Annotated in this window: 18 protein-coding genes; 11 read left to right on the top strand and 7 right to left on the bottom strand. The window is 63.3% G+C overall.

Annotated elements, in window-relative coordinates; all coding sequences use genetic code 11:
* Positions 1-3: 3 nt before the first annotated feature.
* A complete protein-coding gene (locus WA145_RS02505) occupies positions 4-1,035 on the top strand; it encodes an AraC family transcriptional regulator (protein WP_422580052.1) in 1,032 nt (343 codons plus the stop codon).
* Here WA145_RS02505 and WA145_RS02500 read toward each other — a convergent pair.
* A complete protein-coding gene (locus tag WA145_RS02500) occupies positions 1,025-2,524 on the bottom strand; it encodes a methyl-accepting chemotaxis protein (protein WP_422580051.1) in 1,500 nt (499 codons plus the stop codon). The genes WA145_RS02505 and WA145_RS02500 overlap by 11 nt on opposite strands.
* Before the next feature lie 291 nt (positions 2,525-2,815).
* A complete protein-coding gene (locus WA145_RS02495) occupies positions 2,816-3,388 on the bottom strand; it encodes a DUF6436 domain-containing protein (protein WP_422580050.1) in 573 nt (190 codons plus the stop codon).
* A 121-nt stretch (positions 3,389-3,509) separates the two neighbouring features.
* On the opposite strand from WA145_RS02495, the gene WA145_RS02490 reads away from it, so the two are divergent.
* A complete protein-coding gene (locus WA145_RS02490; protein ID WP_422580048.1) occupies positions 3,510-4,442 on the top strand; it encodes an alpha/beta hydrolase in 933 nt (310 codons plus the stop codon).
* Positions 4,443-4,591: 149 nt separating this feature from the next.
* Here WA145_RS02490 and WA145_RS02485 read toward each other — a convergent pair whose 3' ends face one another.
* On the bottom strand, positions 4,592-5,359 hold the full coding sequence (locus tag WA145_RS02485) for a hypothetical protein (protein WP_422580047.1): 768 nt from the start codon (positions 5,357-5,359) through the stop codon (positions 4,592-4,594).
* A 104-nt stretch (positions 5,360-5,463) separates the two neighbouring features.
* Here WA145_RS02485 and WA145_RS02480 point away from each other — a divergent pair, with 104 nt between their 5' ends.
* Positions 5,464-6,087, top strand: a complete 624-nt coding sequence (locus WA145_RS02480) for a 2OG-Fe(II) oxygenase (RefSeq protein ID WP_422580046.1) — start codon at positions 5,464-5,466, stop codon at positions 6,085-6,087.
* Positions 6,088-6,093: 6 nt separating this feature from the next.
* Here WA145_RS02480 and WA145_RS02475 read toward each other — a convergent pair whose 3' ends face one another.
* Positions 6,094-6,639, bottom strand: coding sequence for a DUF6160 family protein (locus tag WA145_RS02475; RefSeq protein WP_422580045.1), 546 nt, complete (start codon positions 6,637-6,639; stop codon positions 6,094-6,096).
* Positions 6,640-7,043: 404 nt separating this feature from the next.
* On the opposite strand from WA145_RS02475, the gene WA145_RS02470 reads away from it, so the two are divergent.
* Complete coding sequence (locus tag WA145_RS02470; protein WP_422580044.1) at positions 7,044-7,544, top strand: DUF523 domain-containing protein; 501 nt, start codon at positions 7,044-7,046, stop codon at positions 7,542-7,544.
* A gap of 216 nt (positions 7,545-7,760) precedes the next feature.
* Here the strand turns inward: WA145_RS02470 and serA are convergent, their stop codons facing one another.
* Positions 7,761-8,990 carry a phosphoglycerate dehydrogenase gene (serA, locus tag WA145_RS02465; protein WP_422580043.1) on the bottom strand — a complete coding sequence of 410 codons (1,230 nt, stop codon included), beginning with the start codon at positions 8,988-8,990 and terminating at the stop codon, positions 7,761-7,763.
* 185 nt (positions 8,991-9,175) lie between these two features.
* Between serA and WA145_RS02460 the strand changes: the two genes are divergently transcribed.
* From WA145_RS02460 to WA145_RS02440, 5 genes are all read left to right on the top strand, one after another.
* A complete protein-coding gene (locus WA145_RS02460; protein WP_422580042.1) occupies positions 9,176-10,570 on the top strand; it encodes an FAD-binding oxidoreductase in 1,395 nt (464 codons plus the stop codon).
* 277 nt (positions 10,571-10,847) lie between these two features.
* Complete coding sequence (locus tag WA145_RS02455; RefSeq protein ID WP_422580041.1) at positions 10,848-11,513, top strand: fumarylacetoacetate hydrolase family protein; 666 nt, start codon at positions 10,848-10,850, stop codon at positions 11,511-11,513.
* A 123-nt stretch (positions 11,514-11,636) separates the two neighbouring features.
* Positions 11,637-12,572, top strand: a complete 936-nt coding sequence (locus WA145_RS02450) for an SdiA-regulated domain-containing protein (protein WP_422580040.1) — start codon at positions 11,637-11,639, stop codon at positions 12,570-12,572.
* An 84-nt stretch (positions 12,573-12,656) separates the two neighbouring features.
* The gene (locus WA145_RS02445; RefSeq protein WP_422580039.1) at positions 12,657-13,004 is read left to right on the top strand and encodes a YgiW/YdeI family stress tolerance OB fold protein; all 348 of its coding nucleotides are present in this window, start codon (positions 12,657-12,659) and stop codon (positions 13,002-13,004) included.
* An 88-nt stretch (positions 13,005-13,092) separates the two neighbouring features.
* On the top strand, positions 13,093-14,013 hold the full coding sequence (locus WA145_RS02440) for an SdiA-regulated domain-containing protein (protein WP_422580038.1): 921 nt from the start codon (positions 13,093-13,095) through the stop codon (positions 14,011-14,013).
* Here WA145_RS02440 and WA145_RS02435 read toward each other — a convergent pair.
* Positions 13,994-15,391, bottom strand: coding sequence for a NorM family multidrug efflux MATE transporter (locus tag WA145_RS02435; RefSeq protein WP_422580037.1), 1,398 nt, complete (start codon positions 15,389-15,391; stop codon positions 13,994-13,996). The two genes, WA145_RS02440 and WA145_RS02435, sit on opposite strands and share 20 nt — an antisense overlap.
* 137 nt (positions 15,392-15,528) lie before the next feature.
* Here WA145_RS02435 and WA145_RS02430 point away from each other — a divergent pair, with 137 nt between their 5' ends.
* Together WA145_RS02430 and WA145_RS02425 are read left to right on the top strand one after the other, a co-directional pair.
* A complete protein-coding gene (locus tag WA145_RS02430) occupies positions 15,529-16,458 on the top strand; it encodes a LysR substrate-binding domain-containing protein (RefSeq protein ID WP_422580036.1) in 930 nt (309 codons plus the stop codon).
* A 339-nt stretch (positions 16,459-16,797) separates the two neighbouring features.
* The gene (locus WA145_RS02425; protein WP_422580035.1) at positions 16,798-17,589 is read left to right on the top strand and encodes a gamma-glutamyl-gamma-aminobutyrate hydrolase family protein; all 792 of its coding nucleotides are present in this window, start codon (positions 16,798-16,800) and stop codon (positions 17,587-17,589) included.
* 57 nt (positions 17,590-17,646) lie between these two features.
* On the opposite strand, the gene WA145_RS02420 is transcribed toward WA145_RS02425, so the two are convergent.
* Positions 17,647-19,146 carry a YifB family Mg chelatase-like AAA ATPase gene (locus WA145_RS02420; RefSeq protein WP_422580034.1) on the bottom strand — a complete coding sequence of 500 codons (1,500 nt, stop codon included), beginning with the start codon at positions 19,144-19,146 and terminating at the stop codon, positions 17,647-17,649.
* Positions 19,147-19,174 lie beyond the last annotated feature (28 nt).

Genomic DNA, 19,174 nt, shown 5'->3' with positions numbered 1-19,174 from the left:
TGTATGAATCACGACCCGCATAACAGTATCGCCAGTGCGCTGACCCATTCCTCGACCCTGCGCCGCCTGCTCTACGAGGCACTGGCTGAACTAGGGCTAGACCCGACCGATACCTATCGTCAGGCCTATCAGGGCGCCGTGCTGGCCCCGCCGCTGCTTAATGCCCGCGAGGACCACGACAACGCACCGCGCTTCTGGCAGGCGCTGGCGGGCATCAGCGGCGATGTGGATATCGGCCTGCACCTGGGTGAAACCATGCAGCCCCGGCCGCTGGATGTGGTCGGTTACCTGCTGCTGGCCAGCCGCGACCTGGGCCAGGCGCTGGAGGGTTTTCTGCGTTTTCAGCACATCCTCTCCGGCGGTTTTGCCGCGCGCCTGGAGCTGGACGGCGAGCAGGCGCGGCTGATCTTCGACCTCAATTACCGTGGCGTCGGCTCGTTGCGCCAGCAGATGGAGTGTTTGGCGCTGCTGCTGCCGAAGATGCTCGCAAGCATCAACAACGATGGCCGCTTCCGCCTGGCCGGGCTGGATTTTCGTCATGCCGCGCCGCGCCGGCTGAGTGAGCATCGCCGCCTATTCGGCCTGCTACCGCGCTTTGCCCAGGCGCATGACGCGCTGATCTTCCCGCGCGCCTGGCTTAGCCGGCCATCGCGCAGCGCCAACCCCCGGCTGTTCGCGGTGCTCTGGGCACAGGCGGAGGTGGAGCTGGCGGAGCTGGAAGAGAACCAGCTGCTCAACCGCGTGCGCTACTGGCTGGAGGTCAACCTAGGGGTGCAGCTGTGCGACTTGCCCCGTTGCGCCACGGCGCTCGGCTATAGCGTAAACGGACTGCAGCGGGCGTTGGCCGAACAGCAGCAGAGCTTTCGCCAGTTGCACGATGAAGTGCGCCGCCTGCGCGCCCAGGCCTTGCTCGACAGCGGCCTGGCGATCCGCGAAGTGGCCCGTGCTTGCGGCTTTGCCGAGTTGTCGCCGTTCTACCGTGCCTTCAAACGCTGGCAGGGATCGACGCCACTGGGTTACCGCACTAGTTGCTGACGCGGAAGCGCTGGCTCAGACGGCTCAAGCGCTCGGCCAGCTGGCTGAGTTGTTGGCCTTCGCTACTGAGTTCCTGAGCGTCGCTGAGGTTTTGCTCGGCCACTTGCTGCACGCTGATGAGGTGCTGGCTGACTTCTGCGCTGACCGCGGCCTGCTGGTGGGTAGCGGCGGCAATCAGCTCATTCATCTGGGTGATGGCACTGATGTCCTGCGCCACGGCGCCGAGTAGGTCGGCGGTGGCCTGGCTGTCCGCAACGCAGCTGCGCACGCTGTTGCGGCTTTCCTGCATGGCCGCGGCCGCCTGGCGACTGCCCTGCTGCAAACGGCTGATGATTTGCTGAATCTCGGCGGTGGACTTGGCGGTCTTCTGCGCCAGGTTACGCACCTCATCAGCTACCACGGCAAAGCCGCGGCCCTGATCACCTGCGCGGGCAGCTTCAATGGCCGCGTTAAGCGCCAGCAGGTTGGTCTGTTCGGCAATCGAGCGGATCACTTCCAGCACCTTGCCGATTTGTTCGGACTGGTCGGCCAGGGCCTGCACTTCGCTGTCGGTGACATCGATCTGCGTGGCCAGTTTGCCGATCTCGCTGCGCACATGATTGACCGAGCGGCTGCCCGCAGCGGCCTGCTGGTTGGCGGTTTGCGCGGCACTGGCGGCACCGTCGGCGTGCCCGGCAACTTCATCAATGGCGCTGCTCATCTGCTGCATGGCAGTGCTCATATAGACGATCTCGCCCTGCTGGCGGTCGGCACCGCTGCGCAGTTGGCCGGTGGCCTGGGCCAGGTTTGCCCCCATCTTTTGCAGGCCCCGGGTGTCGTTGATCACCTCGCCGACCAGCTCATCGAGGGTGCCGAGGAAGCGGTTGAGGCGTTTGCTGACCTTGCCTGCGGCGCTGCTGCGGTAACTCAGGTCGATGCGCTCTTCGTGCTCGGTGAGCTGTTCGGCGGTTTGCATCAGCGCCGAGCCTTCAACGGCTTCGGCATGGGTCTGCAGGGCCAGGTAGATCAGGATCGCGCTTTCCAGCACCACATAAAAGGCATGCAGAAAGATGATCGGCCAGCTGCCATGGGCCACCACCGTGACGCTGAAACCTTGGGTTTGCAGGGCATAGAAACCCAGGTGGTGCGCCGCAATCACCGCCGCCGCCACCACAATCGGCAGCCAGTCACGGTAATACACCAGAAACGCCAGCAGCACGAAGATGCCGAAGTGCATTTCCAGCATGCCGCCCGCCTGGTTGATATGCAGCGCCGACATCACCATAAAAGCCGCAGCAATTGCACAACGCAGCAGGCGACGGCCGGCGATCAGCTGCTGCAACACACTCATCACCACGGCTGTGCCGCCGCCTACCAGTAGCGCCTGCCCCCAGGTGCCATGCCAGGCGGCAAGCCCGAGCGAGTAGAGGACCATCAGCCAGAGCACACCCAGCATGATCCGATCCGCGTTGCGGTAGTGCTGTTCAAGGGGCGAAAGACGACTAGGCATGGCGGCAGGTCCGGGTAATGACGTGGTAATCCCTGTTGGGTAAGGCAGTCATCCGTGGATGTAGAGGGTACTTTCTTGTCGATAAGTTGTACATGATATGCTTCTTGTACAATTTTATCTCAATAAATTACAACGCTTGCGCAGGCGCGCCGACAGTCGGTGGCTGGAGTGCTGGCCCGGCTGATTTAGCCGCCTATACAGCGTAGTTGTCGGGTTGACAGGGTGTGGCGCTATGCAGAGGCCGCGCCGGTGCGGGTACTGCAGGGCCGGCGAGCGGCTGGCTTGGACAGGTTAGTGGCTCGGCCAGTCGCAGAAACAGCCCAGCGCCAAGGTGTTGCTGGCATTCACCGGGCGCTCGGCGACCAGCGCATCGAGAATCGGCTCGATAAAGCTGTTGCTCGAGGTGCAGGTGGCGCCTTCGCTGTAGGGGCCGAAGTAGGCCAATTGGCCGCTGCGGTCCCAGATCGCCACCGCCGGGCTGGCCGGAATCTGTCTGCTGCCAGGCAGTTCAGTCAGCGGTTGCAGGGCACTCAGGGTGCTGGGCAGTTGGCCGTTGCTGCCGGGCTTTTGCACGGCATAAAAGCTCACGCCCTGGGGGCCGGAGCGTTCGATCAGTTCGGCCAGGTGCTGCTGATTGCCGACATTGCACGGGCAGGCGGGGTCCCAGAAGTGCACCAGACGGATCGGCCCCGGGCCGGCCAACTCATCTGGCAGGCGCAGCTGCTCGCCGTAGAACAGCGCGGTCTGCGCGCTGAAACTGCGCAGGTAGCGCGCCTCGTACCACCAGTAGGCGGCGAGCATGGCGGCGGCCCAGAGCAGAATCAGCAGGCTGGCGAGGAGGGTCTTGCGCGTGGGTCGAGTCATGGGCAGCCTTCGGCAAACAGGCGCGCAGCTTGCCACGACTGGCGCGACAGCTGAATATCCGCAACCTGATTGCATGGGCCTGGATGGTCTGTGACCACCTCGCTTGAATGATGGAAGCCTTATGCCAGAGCCGTTTCAGCCAGAGAACCTGATTGCCGGTCTGCGACCCTTGGCCGCAGCTGAACCGCTGTCGCTGGCCGAGCAGGCCTATCGGCAGTTCTACGGTTTCAGCGCAGCGTGCTCGGTGCACAGCCGTATGGGCACGATTCAGGCAGCGGGTTATCAGATCGCCCTGCAGGCCTGGTGGCCTGAGCAGCCGCGCGCCACCCTGGTGCTGTTGCATGGTTACTACGACCACGTTGGCCTGTATCGCCATGTGATCGAGTGGGCGCTGGGCATGGGCTTTGCCGTGCTGAGTTTTGATCTGCCGGGGCATGGCCTGTCCAGCGGCGCGCGCGCCAGCATTGGCGATTTTGCCGAGTACCAGACGGTGCTGCAGGCGGTGCTGGCTGCAGCCGCGGCGCTAGAGCTGCCGCAGCCCTGGCACCTGTGCGGGCAGAGTACCGGCGGGGCGATCCTGATCGACTACCTGCTGACCGGCGAGCCGCTGGCGCAGATTGGCGAAACCATTCTGCTGGCGCCGCTGGTGCGCCCACGCGCCTGGGGTTGGTCGCAGTTCAGTTACCGGATCATGAAGCGCTTTGTTCACGAGATTCCCCGGCGCTTCAGCGACAACTCCAGCGATGCGGCGTTTATCGACTTCGTCCATCACCAGGATCCGTTGCAGCCACGCAGCCTGCCGACCGCCTGGGTCGGTGCGCTCAGCCAGTGGGTGCCGCGCATCGAGGCGGCGCCGCGCAGTGCGCGCAGCCCGTTGATCATTCAGGGCGAGGCGGATATGACCGTGGCCTGGCAGCACAACCTTGAGGTGTTGCAGGACAAGTTCGCCGCGCCGCAGATCCTGCGCCTGGCCGAGGCACGGCATCATCTGGCCAACGAAGCGCCGGCCTTGCGCCAGCGCTATCTAGAGTTTCTCAGTCAGCGCTTGAGCTAAGAACCTGTCTCGGATCTGCTGCGCGTCGGCGATACTGCGTTAAAAACAGCCTCGGGATGCTCATTTACAGCCCGTAAACTCCGCTCCCTCGGCTGCTTTTGCCTTGTATCGCTCTAGCTCGCGAGCTCCGAAACAGGTTCTGAGAACTTTTAGATGCCTTGCGGTGCCGGAGCCAGGCTGGCGCTGCTCTGGCCAACCGCCAGGCCGCTGCGGATCGCGGCCAACGCGGCCTGGTAGTAGCGCTTGCCACTTTCTGACTGGGCAAAGCTGACAAATTCTTCCAGCTCCGGATCGCTCAGCTCGCGGTAGACGTGCAGCAGGGTGTTGTCGAGGTCTGCGCCAATTTGTTCCATCAGGCGCTGGCGCTGGCCATTGAGCAGGGCCTGGGCGCTGTCGCCGCCGAGCAGGCCGGGGAGCATCTGACTCAGGCTGTCGGCGGCTACCCCGGCCAGGGCCAGGCTGACCTCGGCGCCGGCTTCCTTGGCGGGCAGGGCCTGGGCCAGGTGGCGAATCAGCAGGCGACGGGTGGCGCTGGCTTCACTGCGCGGCAGGCCGTTGGCATAGCGCGCCAGTTGATCGCTGCGGGTAGCCAGCAGTTCGGCGTCGACAATCTTGCGGCCCAATGGCGATTGAAAGAAGTGCAGTGCGCTACCCGGCTCGTCGAGGTTGTCGCGCAGGCCCTGCTGGGCGCGTTGATCCACCGCGGCGGCGGCAAAGCGCTGATTGCTGTTGTGCACCAGCGCCTGGTGCACCGCCGGCGGTAGGCTGCTGCGGTAGCGTTCCTGAGCGGCCTGCAGGGCATCGCTGAAATGCATGCGCTGCTGCGGCCAGCCGGCCGCCTGATACAGCTGCAGATAATCGTCGGCCAGGGCGGGCAGGCTGAGTAGCAGGGTCAAAACAACGGAAAGGGCGCGCATAGGGACTCCATAGGGGGGGCCGCTATTTTCGGCGGCATGCTGATGCTTGTCGAGGCTCGGCGTGGTTGTGAATCAAACGCCGACAGGCTGGTAGAATCGCCGGCATGACGATTGATACCCACACCGCCTGCCTGACCCGCACCGTTGACGACCTGGCCGAACAGGGCTGGTCGCTGCAACCGCAGTTCATGCCACAAGCTCTGACCCTCGAACTGGCCGAAGAGTGCCGTAAACGTGCCGCGCAAGGTGTATTGGCGCCCGCCGGTGTCGGCCGTGGCGCGCAGCAGCAGATTCGCGAAGGGCTGCGTGGTGATCATATCCAGTGGCTGGAAGCCGGTCAGGCTGAGGCTTGTGATCAATATTTGCAGGCGTTTGATCAGCTGCGGATGGCGCTGAATCAGGGCTTGTACCTGGGGCTGGAGGACTTCGAGGGGCACTTCGCCCTGTATCCACCCGGGGCGTTCTACCAGAAGCATGTGGATCGCTTTCGTGATGACGACCGCCGCGCGGTGTCGGCGGTGTTCTACCTCAACGAAGATTGGCAGGCCGAGCAGGGCGGTGCGCTGCGCTTGTACCTGCCGAACGGTGAGACCCGCGATGTATTGCCGCAGGCGGGTAGTCTGCTGCTGTTTCTCTCCGCCGATATGCCCCACGAGGTGCTGCCGGCCACCCGTGATCGGCTGTCACTGACCGGCTGGTTTCGCCGGCGGGGCAATGGCCCGCTGTAGCTGTGCTTAGTGGCCCCAGACTTTGAAGGTGCCGCGCAGATCAGTGATGTCGCGCATCTCGATGCTGCCCAGGCGGCTTTCGCCGACGTACATATCGGCCGCGACGCGCACGCGAATGCGCTGCGCCGGGATGCCGCTGGCCAGCAGCTGCTCATTGATGGTGGTCAGATCCGGCAGGGTCAGTTGCAACTGCTGCTGGCCGCTGGCGTTGCTGACGATATCGATCTTCAGGGTGGGCAAGTTGACGCCGAATATCGGCAAGGTCAGGCCCAGCTGCGCGGCGCCGAAGGCAAAACTGCCACCGGAGCCGTTCGGGCAACTGGTCGGGGTGGTACAGCCATTGTCGATCTTCACATTGCGCAGCGAGGCGTGGCCGCCGTCATCACTCCAGCGCACCTGGCCGATGGTCGCCAGCACATCGGCGCGGATGCTGATGCCCGCCTGTCCACTGACCTCGCTGAGGCTCTGGTTATCCAGCGGTAGCAGGACCGCCTGGCTTGGCAGGGCATAGGCCGCAAGTGATAGGGCAAGGGTGCGAATGATGCGATGCATGGGGGTGTCCTCGACGAGCAGGCCGTTGAAAAACTACCTGCGTTGGCAATGCTGCGTTAAAACCGGTCCGGGACGCGGCGTCTCGGAAGGCTTATTTACAGTTATAAACTCCGCTTCCTCGGCGCTTTGACCAGCCTTCGGCTGTTACTACGTAGTGCCTTGTCTTGCCTGCCTCGCCTAGGTTTTTCGACGGCCTGCTAGAGTGCCGAGAGTCTGTGCCTGGCCTGGCGTGGGCGCCATTCGGCCAGGGCGCTTCCCGCCAAAGGATAGGCCGGCGCTGCCTGTGGATGGGGTGGTCTGGGTGAGGCGCTTGGCAATCTGCCCGGCAGCCCGTCCCTTTGATCGGCGGCCAGCATGCGCAGTAACCTGGCGGTGTTACGGCGGGTGACTAATGAGAGTGAGCGATGCAGAAGATTCTGGTGAGCCGTTGCCTGCTGGGCCAGCGCGTACGCTATGACGGCGGCGCCCATGGCCCGTTTACGGTGCTTGAGCGCTGGCAGCAGGAGGGGCGGATTGTGCCGTTGTGCCCGGAAGTTGCCGGCGGTCTGCCAACCCCGCGTGCTCCAGCGGAAATTGCCGGAGGTCAGGGCGCGCAGGTACTCGATGGGCATTTGCCGGTGCTGACCGTGGATGGCGAGGATGTCACGGCGGCTTTTATTAATGGCGCACAGCAGGCCCTGGCGCTGGTGGCGCAGCATGGTATCCGCCTGGCGCTGCTTAAGGCGCGCAGCCCTTCGTGCGGTAACCGGGAAAATTACGACGGCAGTTTTAGCGGCAGCAAGGTCGCCGGCGAAGGCGTGACCGCCGCGGCTTTGCGCCGCGCCGGGGTGCAGGTATTTAGCGAGGAAGAACTGCCGGCGGCGGAGGCGGCGTTGCGGGAGCTGGAAAAGCGACCGCTTGCGTAGGATGGGTTGAGCGTAGCGATACCCATGCTGTCCATGCGATGGGTTACGCCGCTACGCGTCTAACCCATCCTACGATTGCGCCCGATATCCGAGCATAAAAAATGACCGGGAGTCATTTTTAACGTCGCATAGCGACGGCCCGAAGGGTGGCCGCCATGGATGGCGAGCCATAAAAAAGGGAAGCCGAAGCTTCCCTTTTGCCTATCGCGGCAGCGCTTAGAACAGTACGCGGCTACGGATGGTGCCCTTAACGTGCTGCAGCTTCTCCAGCGCCAGGTCGGAGTAGTCGGCGTCGACGTCGATGACCACGTAGCCGACCTTGTCGTTGGTCTGCAGGAACTGGCCGGAGATGTTGATGCCGTTTTCGGCGAACACGTTGTTGATCTCGCTCATCACGCCCGGGATGTTGGCGTGGATGTGCAGCAGACGGTGCTTGCCCGGGTGCGCCGGCAGGGCCACTTCGGGGAAGTTGACCGAAGACACCGAGGTGCCGTTGTCGCTGTACTTGACCAGCTTCTCGGCCACTTCCAGACCGATATTGGCCTGGGCTTCGGCAGTCGAACCACCGATATGCGGGGTCAGGATCACCCGATCCAGGCCACGCAGCGGGCTTTCGAACTCTTCGTCGTTGGATTTGGGCTCGACCGGGAACACGTCGATGGCCGCGCCGATCAGGTGCTCGTCCTTGATCGCCTGAGCCAGGTGCTCCAGCTCGACCACGGTGCCGCGGGCGGCGTTGATCAGGATGCCGCCTTTCTTCATCGCGCGGATTTCCTTCTCGCCGATCATCCACTGGGTTGATGGCAGCTCGGGCACGTGCAGCGAGACGATGTCGCACAGACCCAGCAGGTCGTGCAGCTTGGCGATCTGGGTGGCGTTGCCCAGCGGCAGCTTGGTCACGGTGTCGTAGAAGAACACCTGCATGCCCATGGCTTCGGCGAGTACCGAGAGCTGGGTGCCGATGGAGCCGTAACCGACGATACCCAGCTTCTTGCCGCGGATTTCGAAGGAGTTGGCCGCCGACTTGATCCAGCCACCACGGTGGCAGGAAGCGTTCTTCTCGGGGATGCCGCGCAGCAGCAGGATGGCTTGAGCCAGCACCAGTTCGGCCACCGAGCGGGTGTTCGAGTAGGGGGCGTTGAACACGGCGATACCGCGCTCGCGGGCGGCGTCCAGATCAACCTGGTTGGTGCCGATGCAGAAGCAACCGACGGCCACCAGCTTGTTCGCGCAGTCGAACACCTCGGCAGTCAGCTGGGTGCGCGAGCGGATACCGATAAAGTGCGCGTCGGCGATCTTTTCTTTCAGCTCGTCGTCGGAGAGTGCGCCCTTGAGGTACTCGATGTTGGTGTAACCAGCGGCCTTCAGGGTGTCCACTGCATTCTGGTGGACGCCTTCAAGAAGAAGGAACTTGATCTTGCTCTTGTCGAGAGAGGTCTTGCTCATCGGAGTACCTGTTGTCCCACAAATAGTGTCAGGGAAGGGTCAGCGACGGTGCTGACCGCACCCGCAGATCGGCGCGGGGGCACGATTCACGGGGGGCGTATGCTAGCATACGAGCCCCGCGAAACACCTACCCTGGCAGATGAAGCGTGCTCAGGGTGACCATGAATCGTTTGAGAGTTCCGTAGATGACCAACCCTGCGCTGATCGAAGAGCTGAAGACCCTGGTTGAGCCCGGCAAGGTGCTGACCGATGCCGATTCCCTCAATACCTACGGCAAGGACTGGACCAAGCATTTCGCCCCAGCGCCGCTGGCGATTGCCTTCCCCAAGAGCATCCCGCAGGTGCAGGCCATCGTCCGTTGGGCCAATCAGCACAAGGTCGCACTGGTGCCGTCCGGTGGCCGTACCGGCCTGTCCGCCGGCGCCGTGGCGGCCAATGGCGAAGTGGTGGTGGCCTTCGACTATATGAACCAGATTCTTGAGTTCAACGAATTCGACCGCACCGCCGTGTGCCAGCCGGGCGTGGTAACCAAGCAGCTGCAGATGTTCGCCGAGGACAAGGGCCTGTACTACCCGGTGGACTTCGCCTCGGCCGGCTCCAGCCAGATCGGCGGCAATATCGGCACCAATGCCGGCGGCATCAAGGTGATTCGCTACGGCATGACCCGTAACTGGGTGGCTGGTTTGAAGGTGGTGACCGGTACCGGCGAGCTGCTGGAGCTGAACAAGGACCTGATCAAGAACGCCACCGGCTATGACATGCGTCAGCTGTTTATCGGCGCCGAAGGCACCCTGGGTTTTGTCGTCGAGGCCACCATGCGCCTGGACCGTGCGCCGAAGAACCTCACCGCCATGGTCCTCGGCACCCCGGACTTCGACTCGATCATGCCGGTGCTGCACGCCTTCCAGAACAAGCTGGACCTGACGGCGTTTGAGTTCTTCTCGGACAAGGCCCTGGCCAAGATCATGGCCCGTGGCGATGTGCCGGCGGCCTTCGAGACCGACTGCCCGTTCTACGCCCTGCTGGAATTCGAAGCCACCACCGAGGAAGTCGCCGAGGCGGCTCTGGCCACCTTCGAGCATTGCGTCGAGCAGGGCTGGGTGCTGGATGGCGTGATGAGTCAGAGCGAGCAGCAGCTGCAGAACCTGTGGAAGCTGCGCGAATACATCTCCGAGACCATCAGCCACTGGACGCCGTACAAGAACGACATCTCGGTCACCGTGTCGAACGTGCCGGCCTTCCTGCATGACATCGACGCCATCGTCGGCGAACACTACCCGGACTTCGAAATTGTCTGGTTCGGCCATATCGGCGACGGCAACCTGCACCTGAACATCTTGAAACCCGAGAACCTGTCCAAGGACGAGTTCTTCGCCAAGTGCGCCACGGTCAACAAGTGGGTGTTCGAGACCGTGCAGAAGTACAACGGCTCGATCAGCGCCGAACACGGCGTGGGCATGACCAAGCGCGATTACCTGACCTACAGCCGCTCGGAAGCCGAGATTGGCTATATGCAGGCGATCAAGGCGGTGTTTGACCCCAACGGGATTATGAACCCAGGCAAAATTTTCCCGCTCTGATAGCTACTGCGGGCTTCGCGCCCCATGCTGCGTTGGTGCAGCCGGAAAAATGCTCATTGGCACCAGCCAACTGCGCTTTTTTCCGGCTTCGCCGCCTGGCCTGACCTTCGTTCGTAACGCTCTCAGCGAGCTGATTAAGTCTTTGGTCGCAACGACGGCCGGCCGCTGAATCGGGCACTATCAACCGGTTGAAAGCGGCGGGTTTTATCCGCCTTGTATGGCTACACAGCACGCTCCCATAAAGAGCAGCGCCCCGCATTCCCATAAGGAGTCGCCCATGAGCTACCAGCATCAGTATGTCGATGGCACCCATATCCACTTCCCCATGGGCAAGGTGGTATGTATCGGCCGCAACTACGCCGAGCATGCCAAGGAACTGAACAACCCGGTGCCGAGCGAGCCGCTGCTGTTTATCAAGCCCGGCAGCTGTGTGGTGCCGCTGGATGACGGCTTTACCCTGGTTGAGGGTAAGGGTGATGTGCATTACGAGGCGGAAATCGCCGTGCTGATCGGCAAGCCGCTGTCGCGCACGCCGAATGCCGAGGAAGTGCGCGATGCGATTTCCGGCTTCGCCCCGGCGTTGGACCTGACCCTGCGTGATCTGCAGGCCACGCTCAAGGCCAAGGGTTACCCCTGGGAAACCGCCAAATCCTTCGACGGTGCCTGCGTGCTGGCGCCCTTTGTGCCGGGTGACGCAATCGAAGACTTCACCGATATCGGTATTCGCCTGGCGATCAACGGCGACGTGCGGCAGGACGGCAACAGCCGCGACATGCTCAACCCGATTCTGCCGATGATCCAGCACATCTGCGGCCACTTCAGCCTGCAGCCGGGCGATGTGATCCTCACCGGTACGCCAGTCGGTGTCGGCCCGCTGCGCAAGGGCGATAAGCTGGTGCTGGAGCTGGTGGGCCATAGCCGCTTCGAGAGCTGCGCGCTCTAATCGCAACCCCAGAGTCGCCACTCGGTAAAAGGCACCTGGAGGTGCCCGCTGGCCTGGCGGCGTAACAGAAACTTAAGGGTTGCTCTCTAGTCTGATAGCCATCGTTCTGATGAGTTGTGTGCGATGTCGATCTGGATTGCTCGGCTGGTGCGTCTGCGCTGGCTACTTGTGCTGTTGTGCCTGCTGCTGATCGCCTTGCTGGTGGCGCATTACCGTCACTGGGACGATCGTCTGTCTTTCTGGGTGCAGGAGCAGCAGGTAAGCGCTGCCGAGCAGGCGCAGAGTATCTGGCTGCCGGGCTACCGTGCGGTTCTGCAAGGCAAGCCACTGCAGGGGCTTGAGGATGACGAGCTGTCCGGGCTGACCTATAGCCCGGCGAGCGACACGCTATTCACCGTCACCGGTAAACACTCGCAGCTGATCGAGCTGACCCTGGATGGTCAGGTGCTGCGGCGTATCGATCTGCATGGCTTTGCCAATCCCGAAGGGGTCGAGATGCTGTCCGACGGTCGCCTGGCGATTATCGATGAACGCAGGCGCACCCTGACCACCTTCAAGCTGGGCGCCTTGACCCGCAGCCTGGAGTTTGCCGATCTGGCGTCCTTCGATCTGGGCTTTATCGATGCCGGCAACAAGGGCTTCGAGGGCATTGCCTGGGACTCGCGCAACGAGCGTGTGCTGTTGGGCAAAGAACGTGGTCCGCTGGGCCTGTTCAGCCTGCCGTTCCCGGGCGAAGACGGTGCCACTGGCGCCCTCCAGCCGCTGAGTTCCGGGCATCTGTTTGTGCGCGATATTTCCTCACTGACCTACGACGCGCGTACCGGCCACGCCCTGGTGCTCTCCGATGAGTCGCGCCTGCTGCTGGAAGTGGACGAGCAGGGTGAGCCGGTCAGCTTTATCAGTTTGGCGGGCGGCATGAATGGCCTGCGCCAGGGCATCGGTCAGGCCGAAGGGGTGACCATGGATGCGGCCGGCACTATCTATATCGTCAGTGAGCCCAATCTGTTCTACGTCTTGCACAAGGAGCCGGCGACCGCGCCGGCGGCTGAGGCGGATTAAGTTTGGCTTAAGCGCCGATTAAGCCTGGCTTCAGCTAGGCCCTCTACTCTGGCCCCATCACCTAACTGATTAGAGGCTTACCCCATGAAGCGTTCCACCTTGGTTCTGCTGCTGGTTCCACTGTTCTCCACCGCCGCGCTGGCCACCGGTTACACCGGCCCAGGCGCCACCACTCAGGTCACCAGCGTGGCCGCCGCGCTGGACGCCGCCGATGACACCCCGGTGGTGCTGCAAGGGCAGATCGTCAAGCGTCTGCAGGGTGAGTTGTATGAGTTCAAGGATGCCAGCGGCACCATCAATGTCGAGATCGACGATGAGCATTGGCCAGCCCAGGCCATCTCCGAAACGGCCGTGGTGAAGATCAGCGGTGAAGTGGATCGTGATCTGACCAGCCGTGAAATCGATGTCGAGTACCTCGAGCTGGTCAAGTAACTCGCCCCATCATGTGCCCATGTCAGCCCGAAGCCCTGCTTCGGGCTGACGCCGTTGTGCCACCCGTGACTGTTGAGAGTGAAGCACCATGCGAGATCATTTCACCCTGAAGCGCCTGTTGCTCAGCCTGGCCGTGCTGGCGTTGCTGCTGCTGGGCCTGTTCGCGCAGGAGTACCGCCTGTTTGAGCGGGCCTGGTTCAATGTGCAGCAGTGGCAGCAGGCCGGCGATGGACCGCAGGACTCCTTGCGGCTGTCGGATTACCAGGTGGATATCGAGGCCAGGGTGATCGAGGGGTTGGATGACGATGTCTCGGCGCTGACCTACGACCCGGACCGCAACAGCCTGTTTACCGTGACCAACCAGAAGCCGCAGCTGCTTGAGTTGTCGCTGGAGGGCGAGTTGCTGCGGCGTATCGACCTGCACGGTTTTGGCGATGCCGAGGCGGTCGAGTACATCAGCCAGGGCCTGTATGTGATCACCGATGAGCGCCAGCAGCGGCTGATCAAGGTGCGGGTCGACGAGGCCACCCGCGAACTGCATGCCGATCAGGCGCAGCAGTTCTCCCTGGGCATCGGCCTGAATGGCAATAAGGGCTTCGAAGGGTTGGCCTACGACTCGGTCGGCCAGCGCCTGTTTGTCGCCAAGGAGCGCGACCCGATACGTATCTACGAGATTCACGGCTTTCCTCAGCGCGATCCGCAGCGGCCCTTCGCCGTGCACGTGGTGGATGATCAGCAGCGTGATGCCGGGTTGTTTGTGCGCGATCTGTCCAGCCTGCAGTTCGATGAGCGCAGCGGGCACTTGCTGGCGCTGTCCGATGAGTCGCGCCTGGTGCTGGAGTTGAATGTCGAGGGCAAGCCGATCAGCAGCCTGTCGCTACTGGGCGGGCGTAATGGCCTGACCCGCAGCGTACCCCAGGGCGAGGGCATCGCCATGGATAATCAGGGCGTGCTCTATCTGGTCAGCGAGCCCAATCTGTTCTATCGCTTCAAGAAACCAGACGCTTAGCCCGTGACGTAAACGCTGCGGCCGTCGGTTGCAGCAGGCGCGCGGTTTTCCATTCAAAACCCAGGGTCAGGCCGATGGCCGCACAGGCCAGGCCGCCGGCCAGCCCCCACCACACGCCTTCGGCGCCCCAGCCCAGGGGGAAGGCCAGCGCCCAGGCCAGTGGTGCGCCGACTGCCCAATAGCAGCCAAGGCCGACCCAGAAGGTAGTTTTGGCGTCCTTGAGGCCACGAATTGCGCCCATGGCGATGGTCTGGATACCGTCGAAAAACTCGAACCAGGCGGCAATCGCCAGCAGCGCCACGGCCAGGCTCACCACCTCGCTATAGGCGCTGTCGCTGTTATCGAGAAACAACCCCACCACCCAGTGCGGCGCCAGCCAGAACAAACAGGCGAATCCCAGCATGCACAGCGCACCGAGCCCCAGGCCCAGACGACCGGCTTGCCGTGCCTGCAATAGCCGGCCGGCACCGAAGTGCTGGCCGATACGGAAGGTCACCGCGTAGGAAATCCCCACCGGCACCATAAAGGCCACGTACACCGACATGATCGCGATCTGGTGCGCCGCCAGCTCGGTGCTGCCCAGCGCACCCATGCACAGCGCGGCAAAGGCAAACAGCCCGGACTCCACCGCATAGGTACCGCCAATCGGCAGGCCCAGGCGCAGCAGCTCTTTCAGCTCGGCCCACAGCGGTCGCAGCAGCCCGCGCCACAGCGGATAAGGGCTGTAGACGCTGTGCTGCAGCACATGCCAGGCCAGTAGCAGCGCCATGATATTCATCACCACGGCGGTGACCAGGCCGATCCCGGCCAGGCCCAGTGGCGGCAGGCCGAACCAGCCCTGGATCAAGGCATAGTTGAGGACGAAGTTGGCCAGCGCCCCGCCAATGCTGATGGCCATCACCGGGCCGGGGCGGCCGATGGCGCTGGTAAAGCCGCGCAGCGCCATAAAACTCATATAGCCGGGCAGGGCAAACACCAGGGTGGAGAGAAACTGCATGGCGCCGCTGACGTTCTCCGGCTGCTGGCCGAAATACAGCAGCGCCGGGCCCAGGTTCCACAGGGCCAGGCCGGCCAGCAGCGCCAGGCCCCAGCCGAGCCACAGGCCATTTTGCGTCAGCCGGGTGACGCCGGCGGCGTCCTGGGCGCCGTGACGGATGGCCACCAGATTGCCGACCGAGGCAATCACCCCGACGCAGAAGATCGACACAAAGGAGTAGCTGGCCGCACCCAGGCCGCCAGCCGCCAGGGTCGCGGGGCCGAGCAGGCCCATCATCACGGTGTCGGTAAACACCATCAGCACATGCGCCAGTTGCGCGGCAATCAGCGGCCCGGCGAGTTTCAGGATGGCGCGCAGTTCGTCGCGCAGGGGTTGCAGCATGATGAGTTCTACTCAGTCAGAAGGCTTGCCGGGTGATCCGCGCAGGCAGAGAATGCGCCTATTCTCATAAGCCAACTGCGATAGCACAAAAGGATAATAGCGATGACAGGCATGACTATTACTCATGCATTGCCGCCATGAGCCAGCGCCTGCCGCCGCTCTATGCCCTGCGCGCCTTCGAGGCGGCGGCGCGGCACAGCTCCTTTACCCGCGCGGCCGAAGAGCTGGCGATCACCCAGAGTGCGGTCAGCCGGCATGTGCGCACTCTGGAGGAACACTTCGCCTGCCGCCTGTTCGAGCGCCGTGGCCGCAGCCTGCAACTCAGCGAAACCGCGCGCATGCTGCTGCCGGGGTTGCGCGATGGTTTCGAGGCGCTGGAGCGGGCCTGCAACACCCTGCGCGTCGACGACACGGTGCTGCGCCTGAAAGCCCCGTCGACCCTGACCATGCGCTGGTTGCTGGCGCGCCTGTCACGTTATCGCCTGCTCAGCGCCAGTGAAGTGCAACTGACCAGCGCCTGGATGGACGTGGACAAGGTGGACTTTCTGCATGAGCCCTTCGACTGCGCGGTGCTGCTGAGCCAGGGCGACTTCCCGGAGGAATGGGAGAGCACCGAGCTGTTCGCCGAGTGGCTGATTCCGGTGTGCGCGCCTGAAGCCTTGAGTGAGCAACCCTGGGATCTGTCGCGTTTGCAGGCCGCCGAATTGCTGCACCCGACCCCGGATCGCCGCGACTGGCGGCAGTGGCTGCAGGCCATGGGCCTGGCCGATCAGGTGCCGCTCAGGGGCGGCCAGGTCTTCGATACCCTGGAGCTGGGCATGGTGGCGGCGGCGCGTGGCTATGGCGTGTCGATCGGCGATCTGCTGATGGTCGCCGAGGATGTCGCCCAAGGCCGACTTGGCCTGCCCTGGCCCAGCGCGGTGCCCAGCGGTTGCAGCTATTACTTGGTATGGCCCAGGGCGCGCCGAGGTCAGGAGCGTTTTCGCCGTTTGCGCGATTATTTGGTGGCCGATGTGGCAGCGATGCAGCTGCCCGTGGTCGAGCGGGTGGGCAATCGGGCACGTTAGCAGGGTGTCGCCTAAGGCGTAAAAAATATTGGACTATCATTTCGCGGCTTCTCCAGATTAATGCTTTTAAAACAGTGGTTTGCTTCGTTGCTGTGGCTGAGTTGCCCGCTGCTTACGGTCTGATTTCTTAACATTCTGCGCGTATTTGTTTGACATATTTTACGGCTTTGGCAGACTGGCTTCAGGATTGCGACTGCCAGATGAGCGTTTCTCGCGCATCTGATGCCGCTGCGGCAGGCATCTAGACAGGCGCAATCAGCCGTAAACAGAAGGTGTGCGACAACCGTCGGCCCTTCTGCACAACAACGGCAGCCAATCCCGGCTGCCCCAAGGTGATGTATGTCCAACAACAATACGAAACAGCGCCCAGGCGCGCGTAAACCGGTTGTCCTGATGTCCATGGGCGCTCAAGAGCGCAAAGGGCATGCCTATCAAGTCATGACCCACAAATACATAACTCCCCTGGTCGAACTGTCGGGCTGTGTGCCGCTGCTGGCACCCAGCTGCTGCGGCGTCGACGACATCGAGCAGTACCTGTCGATGGTTGACGGCGTGTACCTGACCGGTGCGGGCAGCAATATCGATCCGGCGCTCTACGGCCAGGAAAACCTGACCCCGAGCAAGGGCCAGGATCAGGACCGCGATCTGTTCGATATCTCGCTGATTCGCGGCGCCCTGGCCCGTGGCCTGCCGCTGTTCGGCATCTGCCGCGGCATGCAGGAAATCAACGTGGCCCTGGGCGGCAATATCCACCAGAAGGTCTACGAAGTAGCGGGTATGCATGACCACCGCGAAGACACCAGCGCGCCGGTGGCGGTGCAATATGCCGACAGCCACAGCGTGCGTGCGCTGCCGGGCAGCTGGTTTGCCGAACTGATGGGGCATGCAGATTTTCCGGTCAACTCGCTGCACGGTCAGGCCGTTGATCAACTGGGCGATGGTGTCGAAGCCCTGGCTCACGCCGAAGACGGGCTGATCGAAGCGATTCACCTGCCGGGCGCCGAGCAGTTCACCTTGGCGGTGCAATGGCACCCGGAGTGGCAGGCGGCGCAGAACCCGCATTCGGTGAAAATCTTCCAGGCGTTCGGTGATGCCTGCCGTGAGCAGGCCGCCCGTCGCGACTCGCAATAACGCTTACGCCTACATGTAAAAGAAGCCCCGCATGCGGGGCTTCTTTATGGGCGCGATTCAGGCGCCGCTGTTGCTGGGTCGGTACTGCAAGGCTTCACCCAGGTGGCTGCGGCTGATATGTGCGGCACTGTCCAGGTCGGCCAGGGTGCGCGCCACTTTCAACACCCGGTGTGCCGCACGCAGGCTCAGCCCCAGGCGCTCGCAGGCATTTTCCAGCCACTGGCGGTCTTCGCCCGGCAGGCTGCAATGCTGTTGCACGCCGTTGAGATCCAGATGGGCATTGGCGCAGCCCTGGCGCGCCAGTTGCTGCTGGCGTGCCCGCACCACCTGGGCGGCCAGTTCGGCGCTGCTTGGGCCGGGTTCGGCGCTGGCGTCAAGCCGGGTGGTTTCCCGTGGCACGCTGAGGTGCAGGTCGATGCGGTCGAGCAGTGGGCCGGAGAGTTTGCCGCGGTAGCGCTGGATCTGCTCGGCGGAGCAGCGGCAGCGCCCGGACGGGTCGCCCAGGTGCCCACAGGGGCAGGGGTTCATCGCCGCCACCAGCTGAAAGCGCGCGGGAAAGCGCACCTTGTCGCGGGCACGGGCTATCACGATTTGCCCACTTTCCAGGGGCTCGCGCAGTACTTCCAGAACCTTGCGATCAAACTCGGGGAGCTCATCGAGGAATAAAATGCCGTGATGAGCCAAGGTTATTTCGCCCGGTTGTGGGCGGCTGCCACCGCCGACCAGCGCCGGGCCGGATGCGCTGTGATGAGGCGTTCTAAAGGGCCGTTGCGGCCAGGCACTGAGCGGTGTGTGGCTGGCCACCGAATGAATCGCCGCCACTTCCAGTGCTTCCGCCTCATCCAGTGGTGGCAACAGGCCCGGCAAGCGGCTGGCCAGCAGGGTCTTGCCGGTGCCGGGGGGCCCGGTAAACAGCAAATTATGCGAACCGGCCGCCGCCACCAGCAGCGCGCGTTTGGCGGCGATCTGTCCCTGCACTTCGGCCAGATCCGGGTAGGGCAACACCTGGCGCAGCAAGCCCAGAGCCTGATAGGGCGCAATCGGCGTCTGGCCGTTGAGGTGGGCGGCGACTTCCAATAGGTGCTCGACGGCAATCACCGTCAGCCCGGACGCCAGGCTGGCTTCTTCGGCGTTAGCCTTGGGCACCACTAAGGTGCGTCCGGCGGCGCGGGCGGCCAGTGCGGCGGGCAATACGCCCTGTACCGGGCGAATCGCCCCGGACAGTGCCAGTTCACCCAGGCATTCGAGGTGTTCCAGCGCACTGGCCGGCACCTGACCGCTGGCGGCGAGAATACCCAGGGCAATCGCCAGGTCGAAGCGCCCGCCGTCTTTGGGTAAATCTGCCGGTGCCAGGTTCAAGGTAATGCGCCTAGGCGGGAACTCGAAGGCGCAGTTGAGGATGGCGCTGCGCACGCGGTCCTTGCTTTCCTTGACCGCAGTTTCCGGCAGGCCGACCAGCGCCAGTGAGGGCAGGCCGTTGGCCAGGTGGGCTTCGACGGTGACGGCGGGGGCTTCAACCCCCACCTGGGCGCGGCTGTGGACTATGGCCAGGGACATCGATCACTCCTTGATCGGCTGATGCATC

The organism is Pseudomonas sp. (assembly GCF_049301935.1).
GTDB lineage: Bacteria > Pseudomonadota > Gammaproteobacteria > Pseudomonadales > Pseudomonadaceae > Aquipseudomonas.
The sequence above is the reverse complement of the archived record's forward strand: the minus strand, read 5'-3'. Positions and strand labels throughout refer to the sequence as shown.

Excerpts from the sequence above, each read along its gene's own strand:
- WA145_RS02505 (WP_422580052.1), top strand. The coding sequence starts at position 4 with ATGAATCACGACCCGCATAACAGTATCGCCAGTGCGCTGACCCATTCC.
- WA145_RS02500 (WP_422580051.1), bottom strand. The coding sequence starts at position 2,524 with ATGCCTAGTCGTCTTTCGCCCCTTGAACAGCACTACCGCAACGCGGAT.
- WA145_RS02495 (WP_422580050.1), bottom strand. The coding sequence starts at position 3,388 with ATGACTCGACCCACGCGCAAGACCCTCCTCGCCAGCCTGCTGATTCTG.
- WA145_RS02490 (WP_422580048.1), top strand. The coding sequence starts at position 3,510 with ATGCCAGAGCCGTTTCAGCCAGAGAACCTGATTGCCGGTCTGCGACCC.
- WA145_RS02485 (WP_422580047.1), bottom strand. The coding sequence starts at position 5,359 with ATGCGCGCCCTTTCCGTTGTTTTGACCCTGCTACTCAGCCTGCCCGCC.
- WA145_RS02480 (WP_422580046.1), top strand. The coding sequence starts at position 5,464 with ATGACGATTGATACCCACACCGCCTGCCTGACCCGCACCGTTGACGAC.
- WA145_RS02475 (WP_422580045.1), bottom strand. The coding sequence starts at position 6,639 with ATGCATCGCATCATTCGCACCCTTGCCCTATCACTTGCGGCCTATGCC.
- WA145_RS02470 (WP_422580044.1), top strand. The coding sequence starts at position 7,044 with ATGCAGAAGATTCTGGTGAGCCGTTGCCTGCTGGGCCAGCGCGTACGC.
- serA (WP_422580043.1), bottom strand. The coding sequence starts at position 8,990 with ATGAGCAAGACCTCTCTCGACAAGAGCAAGATCAAGTTCCTTCTTCTT.
- WA145_RS02460 (WP_422580042.1), top strand. The coding sequence starts at position 9,176 with ATGACCAACCCTGCGCTGATCGAAGAGCTGAAGACCCTGGTTGAGCCC.
- WA145_RS02455 (WP_422580041.1), top strand. The coding sequence starts at position 10,848 with ATGAGCTACCAGCATCAGTATGTCGATGGCACCCATATCCACTTCCCC.
- WA145_RS02450 (WP_422580040.1), top strand. The coding sequence starts at position 11,637 with ATGTCGATCTGGATTGCTCGGCTGGTGCGTCTGCGCTGGCTACTTGTG.
- WA145_RS02445 (WP_422580039.1), top strand. The coding sequence starts at position 12,657 with ATGAAGCGTTCCACCTTGGTTCTGCTGCTGGTTCCACTGTTCTCCACC.
- WA145_RS02440 (WP_422580038.1), top strand. The coding sequence starts at position 13,093 with ATGCGAGATCATTTCACCCTGAAGCGCCTGTTGCTCAGCCTGGCCGTG.
- WA145_RS02435 (WP_422580037.1), bottom strand. The coding sequence starts at position 15,391 with ATGCTGCAACCCCTGCGCGACGAACTGCGCGCCATCCTGAAACTCGCC.
- WA145_RS02430 (WP_422580036.1), top strand. The coding sequence starts at position 15,529 with ATGAGCCAGCGCCTGCCGCCGCTCTATGCCCTGCGCGCCTTCGAGGCG.
- WA145_RS02425 (WP_422580035.1), top strand. The coding sequence starts at position 16,798 with ATGTCCAACAACAATACGAAACAGCGCCCAGGCGCGCGTAAACCGGTT.
- WA145_RS02420 (WP_422580034.1), bottom strand. The coding sequence starts at position 19,146 with ATGTCCCTGGCCATAGTCCACAGCCGCGCCCAGGTGGGGGTTGAAGCC.